This window comes from Polyangium sp. 15x6 (assembly GCF_029960785.1).
Classification (GTDB): Bacteria; Myxococcota_A; Polyangia; order Polyangiales; family Polyangiaceae; genus Polyangium.
Genome location: NZ_JASBQE010000027.1, coordinates 113,528 through 131,491, shown reverse-complemented (window position 1 = coordinate 131,491; position 17,964 = coordinate 113,528). Strand labels below are relative to the sequence as shown.

The window sequence follows — 17,964 nt, the reverse complement described above, 5'->3', positions numbered from 1 at the left end:
GCGCCGCCGCTGCCGCCGGCGCCACCGCTGCCGCCGCCGCTGCCGCCTGCGCCGCCGCTGCCGCCCGCGCCACCGCCTCCGCTCGTGCTGCTGCTACTGCTGCTCGACGCGCCTCCGCCGGCGCACACGCCGTCCTGGCACGTCATTCCGGCACCACATTCGGCGCCGTCGAACTTCACCACCACCTCACAACCGTTGTCCCCGCACAGATCGATTTTGCAGGGATCGTTGTGGATGCACGATTCCGGAGGCGTCGTCGGGTCCACGCAGGCACCCGCGGCGTCGCAGAGCGAGGCGGACACGAAAGAAAGCGCGTCGTCGCAGTACGGTTTCTTGCAAACCGTTCCTTCTTTTGCCGGCCCGCAAATCCCGTCCTCGCCGCTGCCTTTTGCCGCGGCGGTACAGGCTTCGCAGAGGCCGGTGCACGCCGTGTCGCAGCAGACGCCGCCGACGCAAAAGCCCGACGCGCATTCCTCGGGAAAGCCGCAGGGATCCGCGCCATGGGCCGGCCTCTCCGTGACGAGCAGCGCGAGCGCGGCGGCGATGGGGAAGGTCAATCCTCGGAGCCTTACATGATAAGGGGACATCATCCTCCGATGATACGCCTCTCGTCGCTATTTGTTCCATCACGATAACGAACTGGGATATCGTGAACATCCATGGTCAACCATTCGCGCCTCCTCTGCGCGGGGCTTTCCGCGCTGCTCTTCGCGGCTCCTCTCGGCTGCCTCGATCCGACCGAGGCTTTCGTGGAAATCTCGACGAATAGCTCCTGTGGTGACCTCGACAGCACGGGCATCACCGCCGGGCTGCTCGGCGAGATCGAGACCCGTCCGTACGGTACGACCACCTCGCTTTGCGAAAACGACGGCGAGATCGGCTCCATCGTGCTCCTGCCGCCCGAGGGCGAGCGGGAAGCGCCATTTGCTTTCAAGGTCGTCGGCAGCCTCGGCGCGCCCGTCGATTCGACCTGCGTCGCGCCCGCGTACGGCCCCGGCTGCATCGTCGCGCGCCGGGCCATGCGATTCGTGCCCCACAATTCCTTTCGGGTCCCCGTTCGCTTGAGCCAGGCGTGCGCCGGCGTGCTTTGCCCCGAGGCCCAGACCTGCGTCGACGGGACGTGCCAGAGCGCCACGGTCGATCCCATCGACTGCGAAAATGACGCCGAATGTGGCCCCGTGGCCGGCATTCCGCCCGCCTGGCAAAAGAAGCTCGGCGGCCCCGGCTTTCAGATGGCGCGCCACCTCGCCCAGGGCGACGACGGCACGCTCGTCCTCACAGGCCATTTCGACGGCACGATCAACCTCGGCGCCAAGGATTTGACGAGCAAAGGGGGAAACGACGTCTTCATCGCCTCCTACTCCCAGGGAGGCCATCACCGCTGGTCGGCCTCGTTCGGCGGATCCCTCGACGAAGACGTGACCCGGGCCGCCATTGACGGAAAGGGCGCGATGTACGTCCTCGCCCAGTTCCAGCAGACCGTTGATTTCGGCGGCGGCCCGCTCGTCAACGCCGGCGGCCGCGACGTCGCCATCCTCAAGCTCACGAGCTGGGGCAAACTCGAATGGTCCGTCCGATTCGGAGGCGCGCTCACGGACATTCCGGGCGCGATCGCCGTCGGGGCGGACGGAAACATCTACGTGGTCGGCCAATTCGATGGAACCGCGGCGATCGGGAGCAAGACACTCACGTCCGCCGGCGGGGCCGATCTCTTCTTGTTGAGCCTCACGCCCTCCGGATCGGTCCGCTGGGCGAAATCGATCGGCGGGCCTGGCAACGACGGCGGCACCGGCGCGGGCGTCGACGCGGCAGGAAACGTCTATGTCGCCGGTTATTTCGAGGGCACGGTGGATTTCGGCCTGCCCATGCCGGCGATGCCCATCAAAGCCGCGGGCTCCGACGCGTTCGTGGCGAGCTTCGATGCGGACGGTCAAGTGCGCTGGATGCAGCCCATCAGCGGGCTCGCGACCGATCGGGTTCACGATCTCGCCGTGCGCGGCGACCGCGTCGTGTTCGCCGGCCAGGTCACGAATGGCACCCGGATCGACGGTCAGGTGTTCGATGACAGCGAGAAGCCTGGGATCGTCGGGGCCTTCGACACGGGCGGCAAGCTCGCGTGGGCGAACCTCTTTGGCGGCATGAGCGACGGGGTGGGCGAGAACGTGGCCATCGCCGCGGACGAATCCGTCGTGGTCAGCGGCGAGATCTCTTTGGGCTCGGCGTTCGGCGCGAGCGCGCCCGCCACGGCGCTGGGCACCGATCACGCGTTCGTTGCGATCCTCGAGCGCGACGGCAAACCCCGCTGGAGCAAGGTCTTTTCGAGCTCGGACAAAGCGTTCGCCACGGGCGTCGCGGCTCCGGCGCACGGCTTCGCGCTCGTCGCGGGCTGGTTTTTGGGTGAGCTCGACGTCGGCGCAGAAAAACTGAAATCCGACGGCGGGTTGGATGGCTTCCTCCTCCGCGTGGGGCCGCCGTGACCCGAGATCCCTCTGGCCATCCGTGGCCAGTCGGGGTTAATCTCGTTTGCCGTGTCCGGGAGCGATGCCGAAGTTCTTCCCTCGCCTGGGGCTGTCATCGCGGACAAGTACACGGTCGTCCGTGCGCTCGGCCGCGGCGGCATGGGTATCGTCCTCGAAGCCGAGCACCAGCGCCTCGGCCAGCGCGTCGCGCTGAAGCTGCTCCTGCCGGAGATTCGCTCGATGGGCGAGATCACGGCGCGCTTCGAGCGCGAGGCGCGGGCGGTCGCGCGGCTTTCGAGCCCGCACGTCGCGCGAATCCTCGACGTCGACGCGCTCCCGGACGGGAGCCCCTTCATGGTGATGGAGCTCCTGCGCGGGCGGGAGCTCGGTGACGAGCTCGACGAGCGCACGAAGATCCCCTACCGCGAGGCCGTCGGATACATCCTCCAGGCGTGCGCGGCGATGGCCGAGGCGCACCGGATGGGCATCGTCCACCGCGATCTCAAACCGGCGAACCTCTTCCTCTGCGAGACGGGCGGCCACCGCACGGTAAAGGTCCTCGATTTCGGCATCTCGAAGCTCACGGGCGACGTCAATGCGTCGATGACCACGACGGCGTCCGCGTTCGGCACGCCGCTCTACATGTCGCCCGAGCAGGTGCGGTCCGTGAAGAACGTCGACGCGCGCGCCGACATCTGGTCGCTCGGCGTGGTGCTCTACGAATTGCTTTCGGGCGAGCTGCCATTCAACCACGAGAGCGCGACGGGCATCCTCGCCGCCATTCTCACGGAAAAACCGGTCCCGATCGGCAAACGTTGCCCCGAGATCCCGCGCGCGCTGGCGGACGCCGTGATGCGGGCGCTCGAGAAGAACCCCGAGGACCGTTTCTCCGACGTGCGCGAGTTCGCCGCGTCGATTGCACCGTACGGGCCTCCGCGCGAGGATCCGACGCTGGCGGCGGTGGCGATCGAGCTCGAAGGCGTGGGCAAACCGCGATCCCGCGGAAAGCGGCGGAATCTGTTCCTCGGGGCGACGGCGGTGCTCGTGGCCGGGGGGGCCGCGGCGATCGTGGTGTTGCAATCGCCGAATGCGTCGTCGCCGGTGGTCCCGGTGGCGGAACCTGCCGCGCAGTCGATTCCGCCGGCGATTCCGTCGGGCGCGCCGCAGGTCTCGCCGGTGGGAACGGCGCTTGCGCCGCTGCAAGAGGCGCCGCCGACGGCAACGACGACGGCCACGCCCTCTGCGACGGCGGCGCCGCCTCCCTTGCGAAAGCCTACGGCGGAGCCGAAAACGAGCGCTCCGCCGCCGGTGAAGACGGCGCCTCCGGCGACGACGGTGCCGGATCCGAAGTATTTGTAGTCACTTGCGGCTGTTGGGGCCTCTTTCGTCCTTGGCAGCGGGAGCCATGGCCTTGATGAGCGCCTCGATCGTCAGCTCCTCGAACCGCACCGCGGCGTCGAGGGTCACGACCCAGCCGTCTTCCAGGATGGCCCGAAGGTCCGCCCAGTCGTTTTCGTCGAGGGAGAGCGAGCCGAGCGTCTGGGTGGCTTTGATTTCGGACGGCTTGATCCCCATGAGGTCCGAGAGCACGTCGAGGATTTCGCCGAGGGCACGATGGCGGGCTGTCCCGAGCTCGATGGAGGTGGGCCTTCGCCCGAGCGGCTCGCTGAAGCCCAGGGAGGCCTTTGCGGGCGCTCTCGAACCCCGGAGGATGAAGCGGTCGCTCCGGATCAACTGGTCGTAGGACTCGAACATCCCTCGAACGAAATCGGTCACCCGGGCAAAACAACCATAGGGACCGAACCCGCCCGGACGCACGGGAACGAACTCGTTCTTCTCGTAGTCCAGGATGAGCCCGTGCACGGGAGGATCCTCGTCGCTCCGCTGCTCTTGGGCCACCGCCCAGTGAAAATCGGCCTCGCCCTGGACCAGCAGCGAATAGAGCGTCGGAGAGCCCGGGACGGGCTCGAGCGAGATGGCGTCGCGGAAGAGCGCTGCATAGTCCTCGGGAGAGCGCCGGACGGCCCCGATCAGACGCTTCCAGGCGGTCACGCTGGAGCCATGGGTCGCGAACGGCGGCTTTTCGCTCTCGGGCAGCCAGACCCCCCGGCACTCCTCGATGTATTCGTAGAGCGAGAGCCAGCGGGTCGCGGTGTCCTCGGGCCACGGCAGCGGCCGGTCGACGCCGGGCCGGGACCCGAAGCCGAAGCGGTCGCACCACCCGAGGCCGATCGTCTGGCGGAGCGCGTTTCGACGGCTCTTCAATGCAGCGCGCCCGGGCGCCCCGAGCTCGAGCGCGGAGACCTTGGCTTCGAGCCGCACGAGCTCTCCACGAATGTCTCCGGCGGCGTCGAGCGCGGCGAAATAGGCCTCGCGAAGGGCCAGGTCAGCGGAGGGTTTCTCGAGTTTTTCGATCCACTCCGCGTTCAGCTTGGGGTCGAGAGCTGCCAAGGTAATTACCTCCAGGGGGCGAATGGGGTCACGTGCTGAGCGCCCGACGGAACAGCGCGATGAGCGTCTCCCAATGGCGCGCGGCGCACGCCTCGTCATGGACGGGCGTGTCCGCGGGGACCCAGCCGTGGCGTGCAGGGTAGACGTCGATCGTGTGGCATACGCCGGCGCCGGCGAGCAGGTCGGCGACGGCTTTTTGCTGCGCGTCGGTGAAGCCCGGGTCGTCGGTGGCCGCGCCGATGTAGACCCCGGCCTTGATGCGGTCGTACGTGAGGTGCGGGCTGTCGGCTGCGTCGGTGACGAGGCCGCCAGGGTGATACGCGGCGGCAGCGGCAATACGATCGGGGTAGGTCGCCGCGGCCGAGAGGGCGAGCCGACCGCCCATGCAGTAGCCGGTGACGCCGACCTCGGCCGGGCCGAGGTGCTCGAGGTACGCGCCGATGTCGCGCAGCAGCACGTCGGCGGTGGTGCCCTTGAGGCGGGCGAACCACGCGGCGCGGACCTCGGGATCGCTGAACAGCACGCGCGGATCGGGCGCGGTGTACGCGCCGAGGCGGTGGAACAGGTCGGGCATCAGCACATGGAAGCCCTCGGACGAGAGGCGCTCGGCGAGCGCGTGCATCGCCGCGCGCATGCCGATGCCGTCGATCAGGAGCAGCACGCGCGGCGCGGCCTTCGCGCCGAACACGAACGCAGGCGCGACACCGTCCTCGGTCTGGATCGTGATGCGGGTGGACATGCGGCGATGCTACCCTCGTCCGTCGCCGTTCTCAAAGGGTCAGCCGCCCATGCAGACGTCGGCGCAGGTGCCCGTCGCATCGACACACGCGGAAGACGCGCAATCCGAATCGGTGGAGCAGGGCGCGCCGCCCGCGCCGAGCGGCGCGCACATGGCGCCCTGGCACATCATGCCGGCTGCGCAGTCTTCGTCCGACGCGCATGGACCGCCCGCCTGCTCACGCGTCTGACACGTGTCATCCTGGGCGCAGCGGAGCTCCGCCAGGCAATCGCTGTTCCCCTTGCACGACCCGCCCACGGCGAGCCGCGGCGCGCACGTCCCCGCATCGGGCGACGCGGTCTTGTCGCACCGGAGCGCGTCCTCGCAATCGAACGAAGCCGAGCATGGCGCTCCGTCCGCTCCCAGCGCCGTACACGCCGTCGACATCTGCCCGTTCGCGTCGATGGTGCGCAGGCAGCGGTCCCGGGCGCAGTCCCAGTCCGTGTTACAGGCCTCACCCTCGGGCACGGCGCCGTCAAACGCGTCGAGGCAGGACGGCGTGTGCTTGTCGTCCACCCCCAAAACGACGCCCAAAATCTCAATCTCGGCGCAGGGAGCAGCGCCCACCTCAGCGAGGCAAGCCTCCGCCTTTTCCGAGACGAACGTGCCCTTCACCTCGTTTCCGCCGTTGATGGCAACAAAAATCGCCGCAAACTCCGAGGCGCACGTGTCGGCAGAGCTCGCATCCAAGCCGTGCGCAGCCCGGGTCGCCGCATCGCAGCACGCAAACGTGCGGTCGCAGAGGGCCTTCGCATACCTCGAGAAGAAATCGCCGCCTGTCGGATCCGGGCCTTCGCCGCCCGGCGGCGTCTCGTCGCCCTTACACCCCGGCATGGCAGACATCACGACGGCGGCGGCCGAAAGGAGCGCCACGAGAATGACAGGTCGATGCGTGCGCATGAGAACCTCCTCGGGCCGAGCTTATATGGATCGCCAGAGCAAGGCCATTGATCTCTTTCATCGGGGAGCCGTTGCGCTGGGGCGTTGCCCCAGGCCCCACCAGGGGCTGTCCGCCCCTGGACCCGGACCAGCCAGGGGCTGGACCCGGGGGCGATGAACTGCGCGATGCGCAGTTCATCGCACAGGCCGAGTCAAGACCAGCGACGACCTTGCCATCTCCGCCGACGAACCAATCTCGATTTTGGGGTTGAGTTTTTCGCGGATTCGTGGGTCAACCATGCACGCAATCATCGAAGGCTTTCGCGTCACGAACGGGAAGTCTTCGCAGGATTGGCCGAGGATGTTCCCGAGCAGGAAGACGCAACATCACCGGAGACACTCCTGCAGACGACGTACGGCATGTTCCGGCTGAAGCGATTCCTGGAGAAGATCAGCCCCCGCCTGCGCGCTGCGGGATCCGGACCAACTTGCAGGGTGTCGTTGTCTTCGCCGTCCGGCTGGCACGTATAACCCTTGTCGTACGGCGCCGCTCCATGGGGTTCGGCGATCTTCACGGCATCTGCACACACGTCCTCCCACTCCTGGTAGAAGCCGTCGAACGTGCCGGCCTCGGACATGTAACAAGCGCTGCCGAAGGCCGCGAGGTACTTGCTCCGCAGCGCGACGTCCTCCTTCGGGTTTCCCACGAGCGGGATGCGGTAACGCATGCACGGCTTGGGCATCGGCTCCGCGCATTCGGTCGACGTGTCGGTCGGGGTGCCGGATGGAGTCGAGCACGAATCGACAGGCCCCGGATCGAGAGGCGACCCGCACGCCCCCGTCACCCCTGCCCCACCAAAGCCCAACACCAGCACGCCCAGCATTGCCGAGCGGCGCCTCCTCATTGCCTGCATGGCGCACCGAATCGCACGTTGATCGGCCGGGCGACAAGGCAAAGCGAACCAGGGGGCTCACGATGCGCCCGGGAACCGAGCGTCCCATGACGGTGACCGGGTCGGCGGGATCCGGCGGGAGCTCCCCCTCCCACCCGTGCCCGTGATCCCCGTATAGGACCAAGGTCCTACAGACATCTCCGTTCCCGAAACATATCCTCGCGTTCCCGGTCGAGCTCGGAGGGGGCATACGGCCTACCCGTGACGCGGCCTGGGTCCCGAAAGGGGAGGCGACGGAGTCGCCGAGAGGAGACCACCATGATCAAGAACAACATCGCGAGCTGGGATCTGATGGGGCGCGTCAAAAAGGATGTGCCCGCGGCCCCCACGCCGGACGCGGTCTGGGAGATACCGGGCGCCGACAGGAAGGGCGGCAAGGCCTGGGTGTATCTCGCGAACCCCAGGTTTGGCCTGACCCGACCCGTCATCCTCTCGGACGGCTTTCACCAGGGCCCGACCGACCTCAACGAGTTCTGGAACGGGCTGGAGGGCGGCCAGTTCCCGTTCGCTTCCGAGCTGCGCAAACGCGGCCACGACCTGGTGATCCTCGGCTACGACGACTGCACGGCCTCCATCCTGCACAACGCCAGCACTGCTCAGCGCTGCATCATGAGGGCGCTCGCCGAACGGCTCGGCAGCGCCCCTCTCACCGTCGGCGGCTTCAGCATGGGAGGCCTCATCACGCGCTACAGCCTGGCCAAGATGGAGAACGACGGCATGGACCACCAGACGGCGCTTTACGTCTCCTACGACAGCCCGCACCACGGCGCCTGGATGCCGATCGGCTTGCAGGCGCTGGCGCACGCGCTGCGCGGCCTCGTGCCCGCGCTCTCCGAGCAGGTCAATAGCCCCGCTTCGCGGCAATTGCTGTGGCGCCACATCGCCGAGCTCGGGGACACCCCGCGCGAGGACCCGGAGCGCACCAAGTTCCTCGAAGAGTTGAGCACGGTCGGCAACTGGCCCATGCGCCCGCGGAAGCTCGCTCTCGCGAACGGCGCTGGCAAGGGCAATAGCGGCGTCCCGGCCGGCAAGGAAGCGCTGCACGGCGTCGCCGGCGGCGCGCTCGAAGGCTTCGCGCTCTTCTCCCAGGCCGCGGGCGATAACGAGGTGGTGTTCCAGGGCGGCCCCGCGTTCGACAACCTGGAGAAGCGCACGAGCGGGCTTCCCGAAGCCGACGGGGCGCACGGCGGAACGCTCGAATCGTTCGACCTCGCGTTCAAGGCCCTGAACGCCGCGATTCCCGGCGCGGTCAAGTGCCCGTATCCCTCGACCAGCTTCGTCCCGACCGGCAGCGCCATCGCGGTCAGCACCGATCCGTGGACGAACTTGTCGGCCGACGTCACCGACCTGCACCCCGACGCGTTCGCCGTCGACGATTACATCTGCGCCAGCCAGAACGAGAAGCACACGCTGATGACCGAAGAGCTCGGCATGTGGCTCCTCGACCGATTGCCCCGGTAGCGGCCCCGTCACGGGCTCGCTCCCGCTCGCGCCCCCCGCTCCCGCCCTTTCCCTCTTGACAGCTCCCCCACCTTTGTAGCATGGTGGCCGCTCATACGCCTTTACACACATAAAGGGGGCATTTCCCATGGGAGAAGTCATCGCCGCGACCGGGGGCATCGAGCGCATCGACGAGGACGTCCATTCTGCGTACGAAACCGCCATTGGGCGCGGGGGCGAGGTCGCCGAGACGGCTGTCGCCCGGCTCCAGCCGGGCGTCACGGCGATCGACAATGCGAAGGTGGTCCACGAGGCCGCGAAGAAGGCCGAGTCCGCCGCGTGGGCCATCGTGGCCGGCATCGATCACGACGCGGATGGCCTCATCGGCAGCGTCCGCGACGAGATGTGGAATGCCCTCGGCCGGCCCAAGCAGAGCACGCACATGGACGGCGTCTATCCCGAGGGTATCGGCACGTATACCGCCGGCGACCCGCTCGGGCAGCCCTTGCTCATGGAGGTCCTGAAGGCCCGCATCCTCGCCGCCGAGGCGCCGCAATGGCCCGAGAACAAGCGGAATGCCTGGGCCTCTGCCATCGAGGCGAAGCGCGAGGCGTACGACGTCGCCGTGAAAGCGTATCGACCCGTCGAGGCGGCCCGCGTCGTCGCCGAGGCCGGTTATCGCGCCGCCGTGCGAGGCGCGCACACGCGCCTCAAGAACTTCAAGCGCGACCTGAAGAACCTCGGCCTCACCGAGGCGCAGATCCACGAGATCATCCCCGACGCGAGCGCCGCCAAGAAGCGCGGCGGCGGCGGAACCGGGGAAAAATAAGCGTTTCGACCCGTCTCCGCCCGATATCGGTTTCCCGAACCGGCGCTCGACCCTTCCTCGACCAAAAAACGGTTCCCTGAATCGCCTCGCGACGCGTCTTTCGCGCGGAAGGCTTCTCCCAAATTCGCCGCGGGAGGGTCGTCTGCGAAAAAAGGGGAGGTCGAACCGGCGCCCGACGGGTCGGCGGCGCGCCGAGGAGAGGCTCGGTCCGGCAAGGAAGGGTCGCGGCGCCGCCGAGCCTTCCGTTTTTTGTGAAGGAAGGGTCGGGCGACAAAAAACGGAGCCGTTTTTTCGGCAAGGAAGGGTCGGCGGGCGGTTCAGCCTTTCAGGATCGGCGCGAGACGGGTCGGAGCGCGGGTTTGGTGGAAAGTTGCTCCGCGCACACGTTTTGTGTGTCCTGGTTCGCATGCGTCGCCATGGCGCCCTCCTCCTCGCGGTTCTTCTCGTCCTGTGTGTGCCGTCTCTCGTCCGCGCGCAGATCCGCGTCTGCGTCAGGCCGCCGGACGTCGCGCCGAACGTGAACGAATGGGCCTACTCGCCGGGGGCGAAGGCCATGTGGACGACGAGCCGCGCGAAGTTCACGCTGAAGAGCCAGGGGCTCACAACCTACGTATTCGACCCCTACGCGCCGCCCGCGAGCACGAAACTCCTACCGATCCCGCACAACAAGCTGACCTGCCCCACGCCGCCGCCGCGCCCGAAGCCGGCCCCGGCGAAGGATGCCGCCTCCGCCCGAGGGCGTGCTGTCGAATGAGCCGCTCTTGCCGTCAGAGTCGACCTTGCCGAAACGGGACGAGGTGCATCCGCCGAAGTGCGTGGACGAGCATTGCACGCTGGTGGATCGGGGCGGGGCGCTGCCGGAGCTTCAGCATCGGCAAGGGCGTCCCCTCGTGAGCGCGGTCCCGTGCGGCCAGACGAAAGAGGGATGCAAGGGGACCGGGAAGGGCACAGGCAAGCCGAAGACGCGGCTCGAAGAGATCGCGCTGGAGCTTGCGATCGCGTCTGCCATCGCGAACGGCGAGATGAACGCCGACCTTTCGCGGAAGGATGGCAAGCAATTCGGCGTCATCGGGGGGACGAACGAGGACGGCGTCGACAACCCGATCGTCCAGGCGGCGGTGGCCACCGCGGCGATCGCCTCGGGCGTGCTCCTCGGGCAGGCCGACAAGTTCGTGAAGAAGCTGGAGGAGGCGTGTGCGAAGAAGGCGCCGCTCATCCTTCAGGGGACCGTGGAGTCATCCAAGGAGACGGCGGAGTTCCTGGCGAAGCAGTACGGGGCGGACATCGCGCATGCGCTGGAGCAGAACGGCGCGATTGGCGCGTACGAGGTGATGAAGAAGTTCACCGATGGGCTCGGTGGGGCCTATCAGGCGCATCACATCCTCGAAGTGGCCATGGCGGACAAGCTGCGTTTCACGAAGAATTTCGACAAGCTGCCCGCCGTGATCTTGACGGAGGCGGAGCACAAGCGGATCACGCGCTGGCTCAGCCAGAGGAGGCCGAAGAATCTCAAGGCGGATACCGTTTGGGAGTTGTATGAAGAGGTATACGAGGCGTACCCGCACTGGCTCGATGCCATCAAGCCGTATTTCGGCAAGTGAACCGCCATTGAGGCACGCGACATGTGGACCGAAGTAGAAATCACTGTCAACAACCGGCGCATCCCAGGTGGACCGCAGACGGTCCTCGGTCCCGCGGGATGTGGTCCCGACGTGGCCGTGCTCGACGACGTCATGGAGGCCACGATCGTCAAGCTCGACGAGACGGACGAACGCCTGCCGCTCCTCCTGAACCTCCTCAAGGAGCGCGGCATTCGTTGGGGCGAACGGCGCGAGGACCGCTTTGCGGAAGAGGAACTCGAAGCGGCGCGTCTGCTCGTCGTGAGGTACTTCTCCCCAGACGGCAGTATTTTCGCGGGCCCGCGTGTCGGCACGACGTACGACATGTCCGAGGCGTGCGAGCGCTGTGGAGTCGGGGCCCGCCAGACGTCCGCGATGGTCGTCGACGGCCAAGAGCTCCATGTCCTGGAGGGCCGGCGCGCGGCGGCGACTTGCTACAACGACATGCTCGTGGAGGAGAAGCTAGCCGTTGCGCTCGCGCAGAGCAGTGCCACAGGGATATCGTTTCGGGGCGTATTCGCGGCATTCGAGAAGCGGGGCCACTTTCAGCTCCCGTGGCAGCAACTCTGCGCGACACACACGTTGCCGCCCATGTCGCCCCGATCCACGGGCGTCGAGATCTCCCAACCCTGCCCGTGCGGACGGAGTTGCTTCTCAGGGGATGACAAGATTCCTATGCGCCTTGCGTATCGTGCCTCCGCCGTCGCCGATATCCGCGATGTGAACGTCACCTGGGAATGGTACGGCTACGCGAAATACAACGGTGACGTCTACGACTCCGTACTCCCGTACCCCCTCTTCCTCGTCACCCCCAAGGTCCGCCGCATCTTCCTCGAAGCAGGCGCCACAGGGTTCGACTGGATCCCGATCCGCGTCGTCGACGAGTAGTCCCGCAGCCGCTCAGCTATACGGCATTCCTTCCTCTGTCTCGAACCAGAGGACCTCGCGCTCATAGCTCCACGCTTCCCCATCCGCGGACAAGAAGAGCCGTCCGATAGCGAGCTCCGCGTGGTAACCGCTGCTTTCGTCAAAGCTCTCCCGCCGATCGATGAGCGCTGCGAAAACCCGATTCCCGTCGGCGGGCTGCGCCCCGGACGCGCCCATGGACAGCTCGCGGCAAACGTCCTCGCGCGCCCCGGGCCCGAGCCGCTCCACGAGCAGCGCCTCCGCCTCGGCGCCCGTGAAAACGCGGGGGAGAACCGCCGACTCGCTGCCGATGCCCCCGAACGTGGTGAGCACATCGACGAGCGCGAAGGCCTCGGCCATGCGCCCAGCGTCCGCCGCCCTGACGAGGTCGTCGCGCAGGAGCGGCGCGAAATCAAAGCAATCGGCCGCGAGCGCCTCCCCTCGCGCGCGGCGCACCACGTCGCCCCAGGGATGCTCGCCGGGCTCGCCTCGCAGAGCGCAGCCGAGGAGGCGATCGAGCCGCGTCGTCGTCACCGTCGCCGAGGCGCTCTGCGTGTCCCGCCAGGCCATCTCGTCTTCCAGGGTGACGAGATCCACGGGCAACCTCTCGACCCAATCCGCGGGGACGTAAACATAGCGCTCGGGGCCTCGATGGAAGAAGAGCACGCCAAACCACAGGTATTGCCAGAAATACTGGCGCACGCTCGTGATGCTCCAGCCCTCCAGCAATCCCGGCGGATCGACGCGCGCAAGGCGTGTCCCGTTCGTCGGCTGCCCGCGGGACTTGTGGAACTCGTAGAGGACGATGCTGAAGTATCGCGCCGTCGACCGTGTTCCGCTCATGGGCCACGGCGAAGGCTCGTCGGGGGAACGCGCGGATGTTCGATAGCCGTCCACGTGCGCGGGCGTGGATGGCGGTGCCGGCGGCGCGGGAGGCGGGCGGAGCGCTGCGCGGAGGCTCTGAAGGAACGCGCGGAGGTGCGAGAGCACGATGCGAGGATGGCATGATGGAGCGCCTGGAGGTGAGCTATTTCCCCGCCCATGAGCCCGGCGGACACCCCGCTTCCGCCCGAGGACGACGCTCACTCGGTTCGACGGCGAGGGAACTCGGCGCGCGGCCGCAGGAGGAGGCAACCGTCGCGGCGCGGGCCCCTTGGGAGGACGCCGCGCGGGCCTTAGGATCGAACGTGCTGCATTCGTATCCACCCCAGCTCGCCAGGCTCGTGCACGAGCGATGGGACGAGGTGCAAGCGGTCGGGAGCTCACGACTCCCGGGGCTGGAGGCGCTCGAGGAGCTTCTGTCCATCTGTTATCAGGCGAGCCTGCTGCGCGAGGAGGAGCGGCCGGTCACCTTCCGATTGATCCTCGGCGACGCCGAGCGTTATCCGGCCGATGCCGGCCCACCCTGGGGGCTGCACCGCCTGATGTTCACGCGCGCTCGCCCGCTCGACCCGCACGAGCTGCGGCGGCTATCGCCCGCCATCAAATACCACCGCGCGCTCATCGGCGTGCGCGAGGACGGCCATGGCGGATTCGAGATATGGGGCCTCCTGCATTCGGGGCCCCGATGGCTGCACGCGGCGCAAGGCGGGCGGGGCTCGTGGTCGAGCCTGCCGCCTTGGGCGCTCGTCATTCGCGCGTCGGGGCCGGGGCAGCTCGCGGTGGCGAGGGGGCCGGTCACGCTGGGCGAGCTGCAGGGCGGCAGGATCACGGGACCGGCGATGGACGTCTTCGAGGCGCGCTGGCTGTCCGAGGGATTCGAGGCGGTGCACGCCGAGCTCACGGCGCTGCACGAGGAGGCCCGGCCCCTCGCGCGCACGCCCGGGGCGGAGCTCGATCCCGAGGTGACGCGGCTCATCACCTGGCAAATGCTGAAGCGCCTCATCACCACGATTCGCCGGGTGCACCACGGCGGCACGCTGATCATCCTGCCGCCGGGCGAGGTGGGCACGGCGGCGGGCCTGCTCCGCATCAAATACGAGTTTTGCGAGGGAGAGCCGCGGCGTCGTTATCGCACGTTGATCCTCGCGACCATGGACGCGCTCGCCGGGCGCAGCAAGGCGTGGGCGCCGCCATCGGCGGCGGTCGGCTGGGACCTCTACGAGTCCAGCACCGACCCGCACCTCGTGAACCTCGACGAAGCCGTCTCCGAGCTCTCGACCCTGATCGCGGGCCTGGCGGACGTGGATGGCGCCGTCGTATTGACGAGGCGCCTCGAGCTGCTCGGGTTCGGCTGCGAGATCGGCGGCGAGTTGTCCGAGGTGCCGTCGGTGAGGCGGGCGCTGGACATGGAAGGGATGCGTTATTCGATCGAGCCGACGGAGGCCGTCGGGACGAGGCACCGCTCCGCCTATCGCCTTTGCCAGCACATTCACGGCGCGCTCGTGATCGTCGTCTCCCAGGACGGCTGGGTCCGCTTCGTGACCTGGAAGGAGGGTGGCGTGACGTACTGGGATCACGCGGTGACGTCCGGGGACGTGTAGCCAGCCGAGCGCGAGCGCGTTGACGTTCCCGTCTCCCCGATGCGACCATCCCCCTCATGCAGGAAACGATGAACCAGGTCGGCGCGGGCCTCACGAGCCTGAAGACCACGCTCGTCGAATTCGCCGTGCGGTACGGGCTTCAGATCCTCGGCGCGTGCGTCATCGTCTTCGTCGGGTTCAAGGTGGCGGGATACCTCACCCGCATGCTCGACGCCTGGCTCGAAAAGAAGGCCACGATCGACGTCGCGCTCCGGACCCTCATCGTCCGCTTGCTCCGGCTCGTCGTCGTCGGCGCCACGATCGTCATTGCCGCGGAAAAGATCGGCGTCCCCGTCGCTTCGCTCATCGCCGGTCTCGGCGTCGCCGGTGTCGGTATCGGCCTCGCCATGCAGGGCGTGCTCTCGAACCTCATCGCGGGCATGACCATCTTTTTCCTCAAGCCCTTCAAGGTCGGCGAATACATCGACGTCCTCAAGGAGCACGGCGAGGTCGTCGACATCACGCTGTTCTCGACCACCCTGCGCCACACCGATCAATCGCTGATCGTCATCCCGAACCGCCAGATTTCCGGGGAAATCCTGCACAACTACGGCACGAAACGCCAGCTCGACATCGAGATCGGCATTGCGCATGCCTCCGATATCGGAAAGGCCATCGACGTCGCGACGGAGACGGTCCTCGCCGACGGGCGCGTCCTCCGGGAGCCCGCGCCGCTCATCGGGATCCGCAAGGTCTCCGATTTCGCGCTCACGATCTCCGTCCGCCCGTGGGTGCCCGTCCCCGAGTACGAGCAGGCGCACCTCGGCCTCTACCGCGCGCTCGTCGAAGCCTTTCGCGAGCGTGGCGTCGACATCCCGCTCCCCCAGCGCGAGATCCGCGTCGTCCACGCGGAGACCGGCGCGACGCGGGCCGCCCTCGGCGCGCCGGTCGTCAAGGTCAACTAGTCCCGAGGGGGACGCTCACTCGTCGTTCACCTTGAGCCCGGGGATCCCCAGCATCACGGCCTGACCGCTCACGGCCGAGCCCCCGATGTGCAGGCTCTTCAGGCTCTTGAGCTCCTTCAGCGGCGAAAGATCGGTGATGCGCGTGCGCTTCATCTGCAGCATCTCGAGCTTCTTCAGCTTCGAGAGCGGCGTCAGATCCGTCACCTCGGTCTCGTCGATCTGAAGCTCCGTCAGGTTCGTCAGCCCTGACAGCGGCGTGAGATCCTTGACCGGCGTCCGGCCGATATCGAGCCGATCGAGCTTCGCGAGGCCCGCGAGCGGCGTGAGGTCTTTGACCTGCGTCGCCGCGATGCGGAGCGACTCGATCGTCGTGAGCGTCTTCAGCGGGCTCAGATCTTCGATCTTCCCGGGCGGCAGGTAGACGCCCTTCACCGACGTGAACAGCGGGAAGATGCACGGGTCGAGCTCCTCGAGCTTCGCCTCGGTGAGCTTCAGCGTCTTCACTTTGCCGAGGTCCGCCCGCGTCAGCGCGCCCTCTTTCTTCTGTGCCTGACTGCGCACGGCGTCCTCGAACGCCTGATTCGTGAACGTGATCGTCGCGTCCTTCGAGCACACGACGTCCTTCTTCTTCGGTGGCGGCGCAGGCTCCGCGGCGCTCGGCGTCGGCGTCGGCGTCGGCGTCGGCGCAGCAGAGGCGACGGGCGCGGCGCTCGGCTTCGTCGGCGCGGCGTCGGGTTTTTTCTCGTCGCATCCGACGAGCGAGGTGAGGGCGATCGAGAGAGCGATTCCCGCGAGGGGCGCGATCGTTCGGGGCAGCATCGGCGCGGATGGTACAAGGGCCGGACGCGGCGGGGTAGATCCTGGTGCGCGGGACGAACGCGTCGTTGCGCTGGGTCTCGAACCCCCGTACCATCGAGTCTCCCGCGAAAAAACGAGGGGAGCACTTGACGGCCGCACGACTCGACTTCGGCAGCACGCTGAGCGAATTGGCGCTCGCCCCGACGTACAGGGCGTTCGAGTGTTTTCGCGAGGTGCGCGTCCCGCAGGGCCTCGCGGAGGTCTCGCACGACAGCCTGCTCGGAGCGCTCACGACGGCCGTTCAGGTCACGGCGAAGCGGCTCGGTCTCAAGCCCCGCGACGTCGAGGCGATCCTCCCGTGGGCCGGGTACATGGGCCAGCTCCAGCAGCTCGAGCGCGCGCGTGTCGAGGCGCAGAGCGTCTTCGAGCAGTACGCCGTCTCCGTCGGAGGCCTGCTCACGGGCCTCGCCGGCGCCACGATGGAGGTCGATCCCAAGAGGAAGAGCGCCGCGCAGACGCTCACGAACGTGGCGCGTCGTTTCTCGCGCGAGCGCGCGCTCGTGGGCCCGCTGAAGGTGCTCGCGGCCGAGCTCGAAGCCTGGGAAGAGGCCATGGAGAAGGCCGGCGAGCTCATTGATCGGAGCCGGCTCGTCCATCGGCACCTGCAGCGGCGGCAGCTCTTTCGTGTCTCGCTCGTGTTCCTGATCTTCGCCATCTGCTCGGTCGCGGGCGCGTTCATGATCCGCGAGCGCCGCATCGCCGCCGCACGCCAGAAGCTCGACGCGCGCATCACGGCCGCGACCGACCCGTGCTCGATCACGGACATCGACGAGGAAGAGAAGCGGCACGCGCTGCCCGAGCATTTTGCGCGCATCGACGAGAAAAAGAAGGCTTGCGAGGAGCGACGCGCGCGCGAGCGGTACGAGGCCTCGTGCGACGCGCTCGCGAAGGCCGTCGAGTCGGGCAAGCTCTCCGCGGAGGACAAGGCGACCGCGAAGGGCGCCGCGGAGAAGCTCGAGCGCGCCGCGGAGGCGAAGCTCGTCGCCGCGGATCTGATGGCCAAAGAGGCCGACATGCCGTGCGGCGACACGAAGGCGAAGGGCCGCATCTGGCTTGCGTACGCGCGCGGCGCGGCGCGCTCCTCGGCGGCGTGGGCCGACGTACCGGAGATCTCCGAGGACCTCAAGAAGGCGCTCGCCTCGAAGGAGCTCGAAAAGGAGACGGCCTACAAAGAGGGCATCGCGCCGGACGCCGAGGAGGTCGCGTCCCGCGCGATCAAAGGCGACGCCGTGGCCATGGAGCGCGCCGAGAAGCTTTGCAATGGTCGTGCGGCCTACGGGCTCGAGGTCGGCAAGAAGTGCCAGCGGTTCCTCCAGATCCTCGAAGGGCTCGCGAAGCAAAAGAAGAAGTAAGCCGGGCGCCCGT

Annotated in this window: 16 protein-coding genes and 1 pseudogene; 10 read left to right on the top strand and 7 right to left on the bottom strand. The window is 67.7% G+C overall.

Going from position 1 to position 17,964, the window contains the following annotated elements:
- A pseudogene (locus tag QHF83_RS21475) lies at window positions 1-557 on the bottom strand (hypothetical protein); the annotation flags it as partial.
- Between the two features lie 102 nt (window positions 558-659).
- Between QHF83_RS21475 and QHF83_RS21470 the strand changes: the two are divergent.
- Window positions 660-2,477: a hypothetical protein gene (locus QHF83_RS21470; RefSeq protein WP_282419756.1), complete on the top strand. Its 1,818-nt coding sequence runs from the start codon at window positions 660-662 to the stop codon at window positions 2,475-2,477.
- Between the two features lie 51 nt (window positions 2,478-2,528).
- Window positions 2,529-3,818 carry a serine/threonine-protein kinase gene (locus tag QHF83_RS21465; RefSeq protein WP_282419755.1) on the top strand — a complete coding sequence of 430 codons (1,290 nt, stop codon included), beginning with the start codon at window positions 2,529-2,531 and terminating at the stop codon, window positions 3,816-3,818.
- Here the strand turns inward: QHF83_RS21465 and QHF83_RS21460 are convergent, their stop codons facing one another.
- The 4 genes from QHF83_RS21460 to QHF83_RS21445 all read right to left on the bottom strand — a co-directional run bounded on the left by QHF83_RS21460 (window position 3,819) and on the right by QHF83_RS21445 (window position 7,310).
- The gene (locus QHF83_RS21460; protein WP_282419754.1) at window positions 3,819-4,910 is read right to left on the bottom strand and encodes a hypothetical protein; all 1,092 of its coding nucleotides are present in this window, start codon (window positions 4,908-4,910) and stop codon (window positions 3,819-3,821) included.
- A 28-nt stretch (window positions 4,911-4,938) separates the two neighbouring features.
- Window positions 4,939-5,649 (bottom strand): alpha/beta fold hydrolase, encoded by a 711-nt coding sequence (locus tag QHF83_RS21455; protein ID WP_282419753.1) that lies wholly within the window; start codon window positions 5,647-5,649, stop codon window positions 4,939-4,941.
- A gap of 39 nt (window positions 5,650-5,688) precedes the next feature.
- A complete protein-coding gene (locus tag QHF83_RS21450) occupies window positions 5,689-6,588 on the bottom strand; it encodes a hypothetical protein (protein WP_282419752.1) in 900 nt (299 codons plus the stop codon).
- Between the two features lie 305 nt (window positions 6,589-6,893).
- Entirely contained in the window at window positions 6,894-7,310 is a 417-nt protein-coding gene (locus tag QHF83_RS21445) for a hypothetical protein (protein ID WP_282419751.1), read from the bottom strand.
- A 468-nt stretch (window positions 7,311-7,778) separates the two neighbouring features.
- Here QHF83_RS21445 and QHF83_RS21440 point away from each other — a divergent pair, with 468 nt between their 5' ends.
- From QHF83_RS21440 to QHF83_RS21420, 5 genes are all read left to right on the top strand, one after another.
- On the top strand, window positions 7,779-8,981 hold the full coding sequence (locus QHF83_RS21440) for a hypothetical protein (protein WP_282419750.1): 1,203 nt from the start codon (window positions 7,779-7,781) through the stop codon (window positions 8,979-8,981).
- Between the two features lie 127 nt (window positions 8,982-9,108).
- Window positions 9,109-9,789, top strand: coding sequence for a hypothetical protein (locus tag QHF83_RS21435; protein ID WP_282419749.1), 681 nt, complete (start codon window positions 9,109-9,111; stop codon window positions 9,787-9,789).
- A 406-nt stretch (window positions 9,790-10,195) separates the two neighbouring features.
- Window positions 10,196-10,543 carry a hypothetical protein gene (locus tag QHF83_RS21430; RefSeq protein WP_282419748.1) on the top strand — a complete coding sequence of 116 codons (348 nt, stop codon included), beginning with the start codon at window positions 10,196-10,198 and terminating at the stop codon, window positions 10,541-10,543.
- 25 nt (window positions 10,544-10,568) lie between these two features.
- Window positions 10,569-11,390, top strand: a complete 822-nt coding sequence (locus QHF83_RS21425; RefSeq protein ID WP_282419747.1) for a hypothetical protein — start codon at window positions 10,569-10,571, stop codon at window positions 11,388-11,390.
- A gap of 21 nt (window positions 11,391-11,411) precedes the next feature.
- Complete coding sequence (locus tag QHF83_RS21420) at window positions 11,412-12,296, top strand: hypothetical protein (RefSeq protein WP_282419746.1); 885 nt, start codon at window positions 11,412-11,414, stop codon at window positions 12,294-12,296.
- A gap of 12 nt (window positions 12,297-12,308) precedes the next feature.
- On the opposite strand, the gene QHF83_RS21415 is transcribed toward QHF83_RS21420, so the two are convergent.
- Window positions 12,309-13,157, bottom strand: coding sequence for a hypothetical protein (locus QHF83_RS21415; RefSeq protein WP_282419745.1), 849 nt, complete (start codon window positions 13,155-13,157; stop codon window positions 12,309-12,311).
- 344 nt (window positions 13,158-13,501) lie between these two features.
- On the opposite strand from QHF83_RS21415, the gene QHF83_RS21410 reads away from it, so the two are divergent.
- On the top strand, window positions 13,502-14,797 hold the full coding sequence (locus QHF83_RS21410; protein WP_282419744.1) for a putative sensor domain DACNV-containing protein: 1,296 nt from the start codon (window positions 13,502-13,504) through the stop codon (window positions 14,795-14,797).
- A gap of 56 nt (window positions 14,798-14,853) precedes the next feature.
- Complete coding sequence (locus tag QHF83_RS21405) at window positions 14,854-15,741, top strand: mechanosensitive ion channel family protein (RefSeq protein WP_282419743.1); 888 nt, start codon at window positions 14,854-14,856, stop codon at window positions 15,739-15,741.
- A 15-nt stretch (window positions 15,742-15,756) separates the two neighbouring features.
- Here QHF83_RS21405 and QHF83_RS21400 read toward each other — a convergent pair whose 3' ends face one another.
- Window positions 15,757-16,560, bottom strand: coding sequence for a leucine-rich repeat domain-containing protein (locus tag QHF83_RS21400; RefSeq protein ID WP_282419742.1), 804 nt, complete (start codon window positions 16,558-16,560; stop codon window positions 15,757-15,759).
- 125 nt (window positions 16,561-16,685) lie between these two features.
- Between QHF83_RS21400 and QHF83_RS21395 the strand changes: the two genes are divergently transcribed.
- Window positions 16,686-17,951, top strand: coding sequence for a hypothetical protein (locus QHF83_RS21395; protein ID WP_282419741.1), 1,266 nt, complete (start codon window positions 16,686-16,688; stop codon window positions 17,949-17,951).
- Window positions 17,952-17,964: the final 13 nt, after the last annotated feature.

What these genes read in the sequence shown, in the direction of transcription:
- QHF83_RS21470 (WP_282419756.1), top strand. Translation starts at nt 660, where the DNA reads ATGGTCAACCATTCGCGCCTCCTCTGCGCGGGGCTTTCCGCGCTGCTC.
- QHF83_RS21455 (WP_282419753.1), bottom strand. Translation starts at nt 5,649, where the DNA reads ATGTCCACCCGCATCACGATCCAGACCGAGGACGGTGTCGCGCCTGCG.
- QHF83_RS21450 (WP_282419752.1), bottom strand. Translation starts at nt 6,588, where the DNA reads ATGCGCACGCATCGACCTGTCATTCTCGTGGCGCTCCTTTCGGCCGCC.
- QHF83_RS21445 (WP_282419751.1), bottom strand. Translation starts at nt 7,310, where the DNA reads ATGCCCAAGCCGTGCATGCGTTACCGCATCCCGCTCGTGGGAAACCCG.
- QHF83_RS21440 (WP_282419750.1), top strand. Translation starts at nt 7,779, where the DNA reads ATGATCAAGAACAACATCGCGAGCTGGGATCTGATGGGGCGCGTCAAA.
- QHF83_RS21435 (WP_282419749.1), top strand. Translation starts at nt 9,109, where the DNA reads ATGGGAGAAGTCATCGCCGCGACCGGGGGCATCGAGCGCATCGACGAG.
- QHF83_RS21430 (WP_282419748.1), top strand. Translation starts at nt 10,196, where the DNA reads ATGCGTCGCCATGGCGCCCTCCTCCTCGCGGTTCTTCTCGTCCTGTGT.
- QHF83_RS21420 (WP_282419746.1), top strand. Translation starts at nt 11,412, where the DNA reads ATGTGGACCGAAGTAGAAATCACTGTCAACAACCGGCGCATCCCAGGT.
- QHF83_RS21415 (WP_282419745.1), bottom strand. Translation starts at nt 13,157, where the DNA reads ATGAGCGGAACACGGTCGACGGCGCGATACTTCAGCATCGTCCTCTAC.
- QHF83_RS21405 (WP_282419743.1), top strand. Translation starts at nt 14,854, where the DNA reads ATGCAGGAAACGATGAACCAGGTCGGCGCGGGCCTCACGAGCCTGAAG.
- QHF83_RS21400 (WP_282419742.1), bottom strand. Translation starts at nt 16,560, where the DNA reads ATGCTGCCCCGAACGATCGCGCCCCTCGCGGGAATCGCTCTCTCGATC.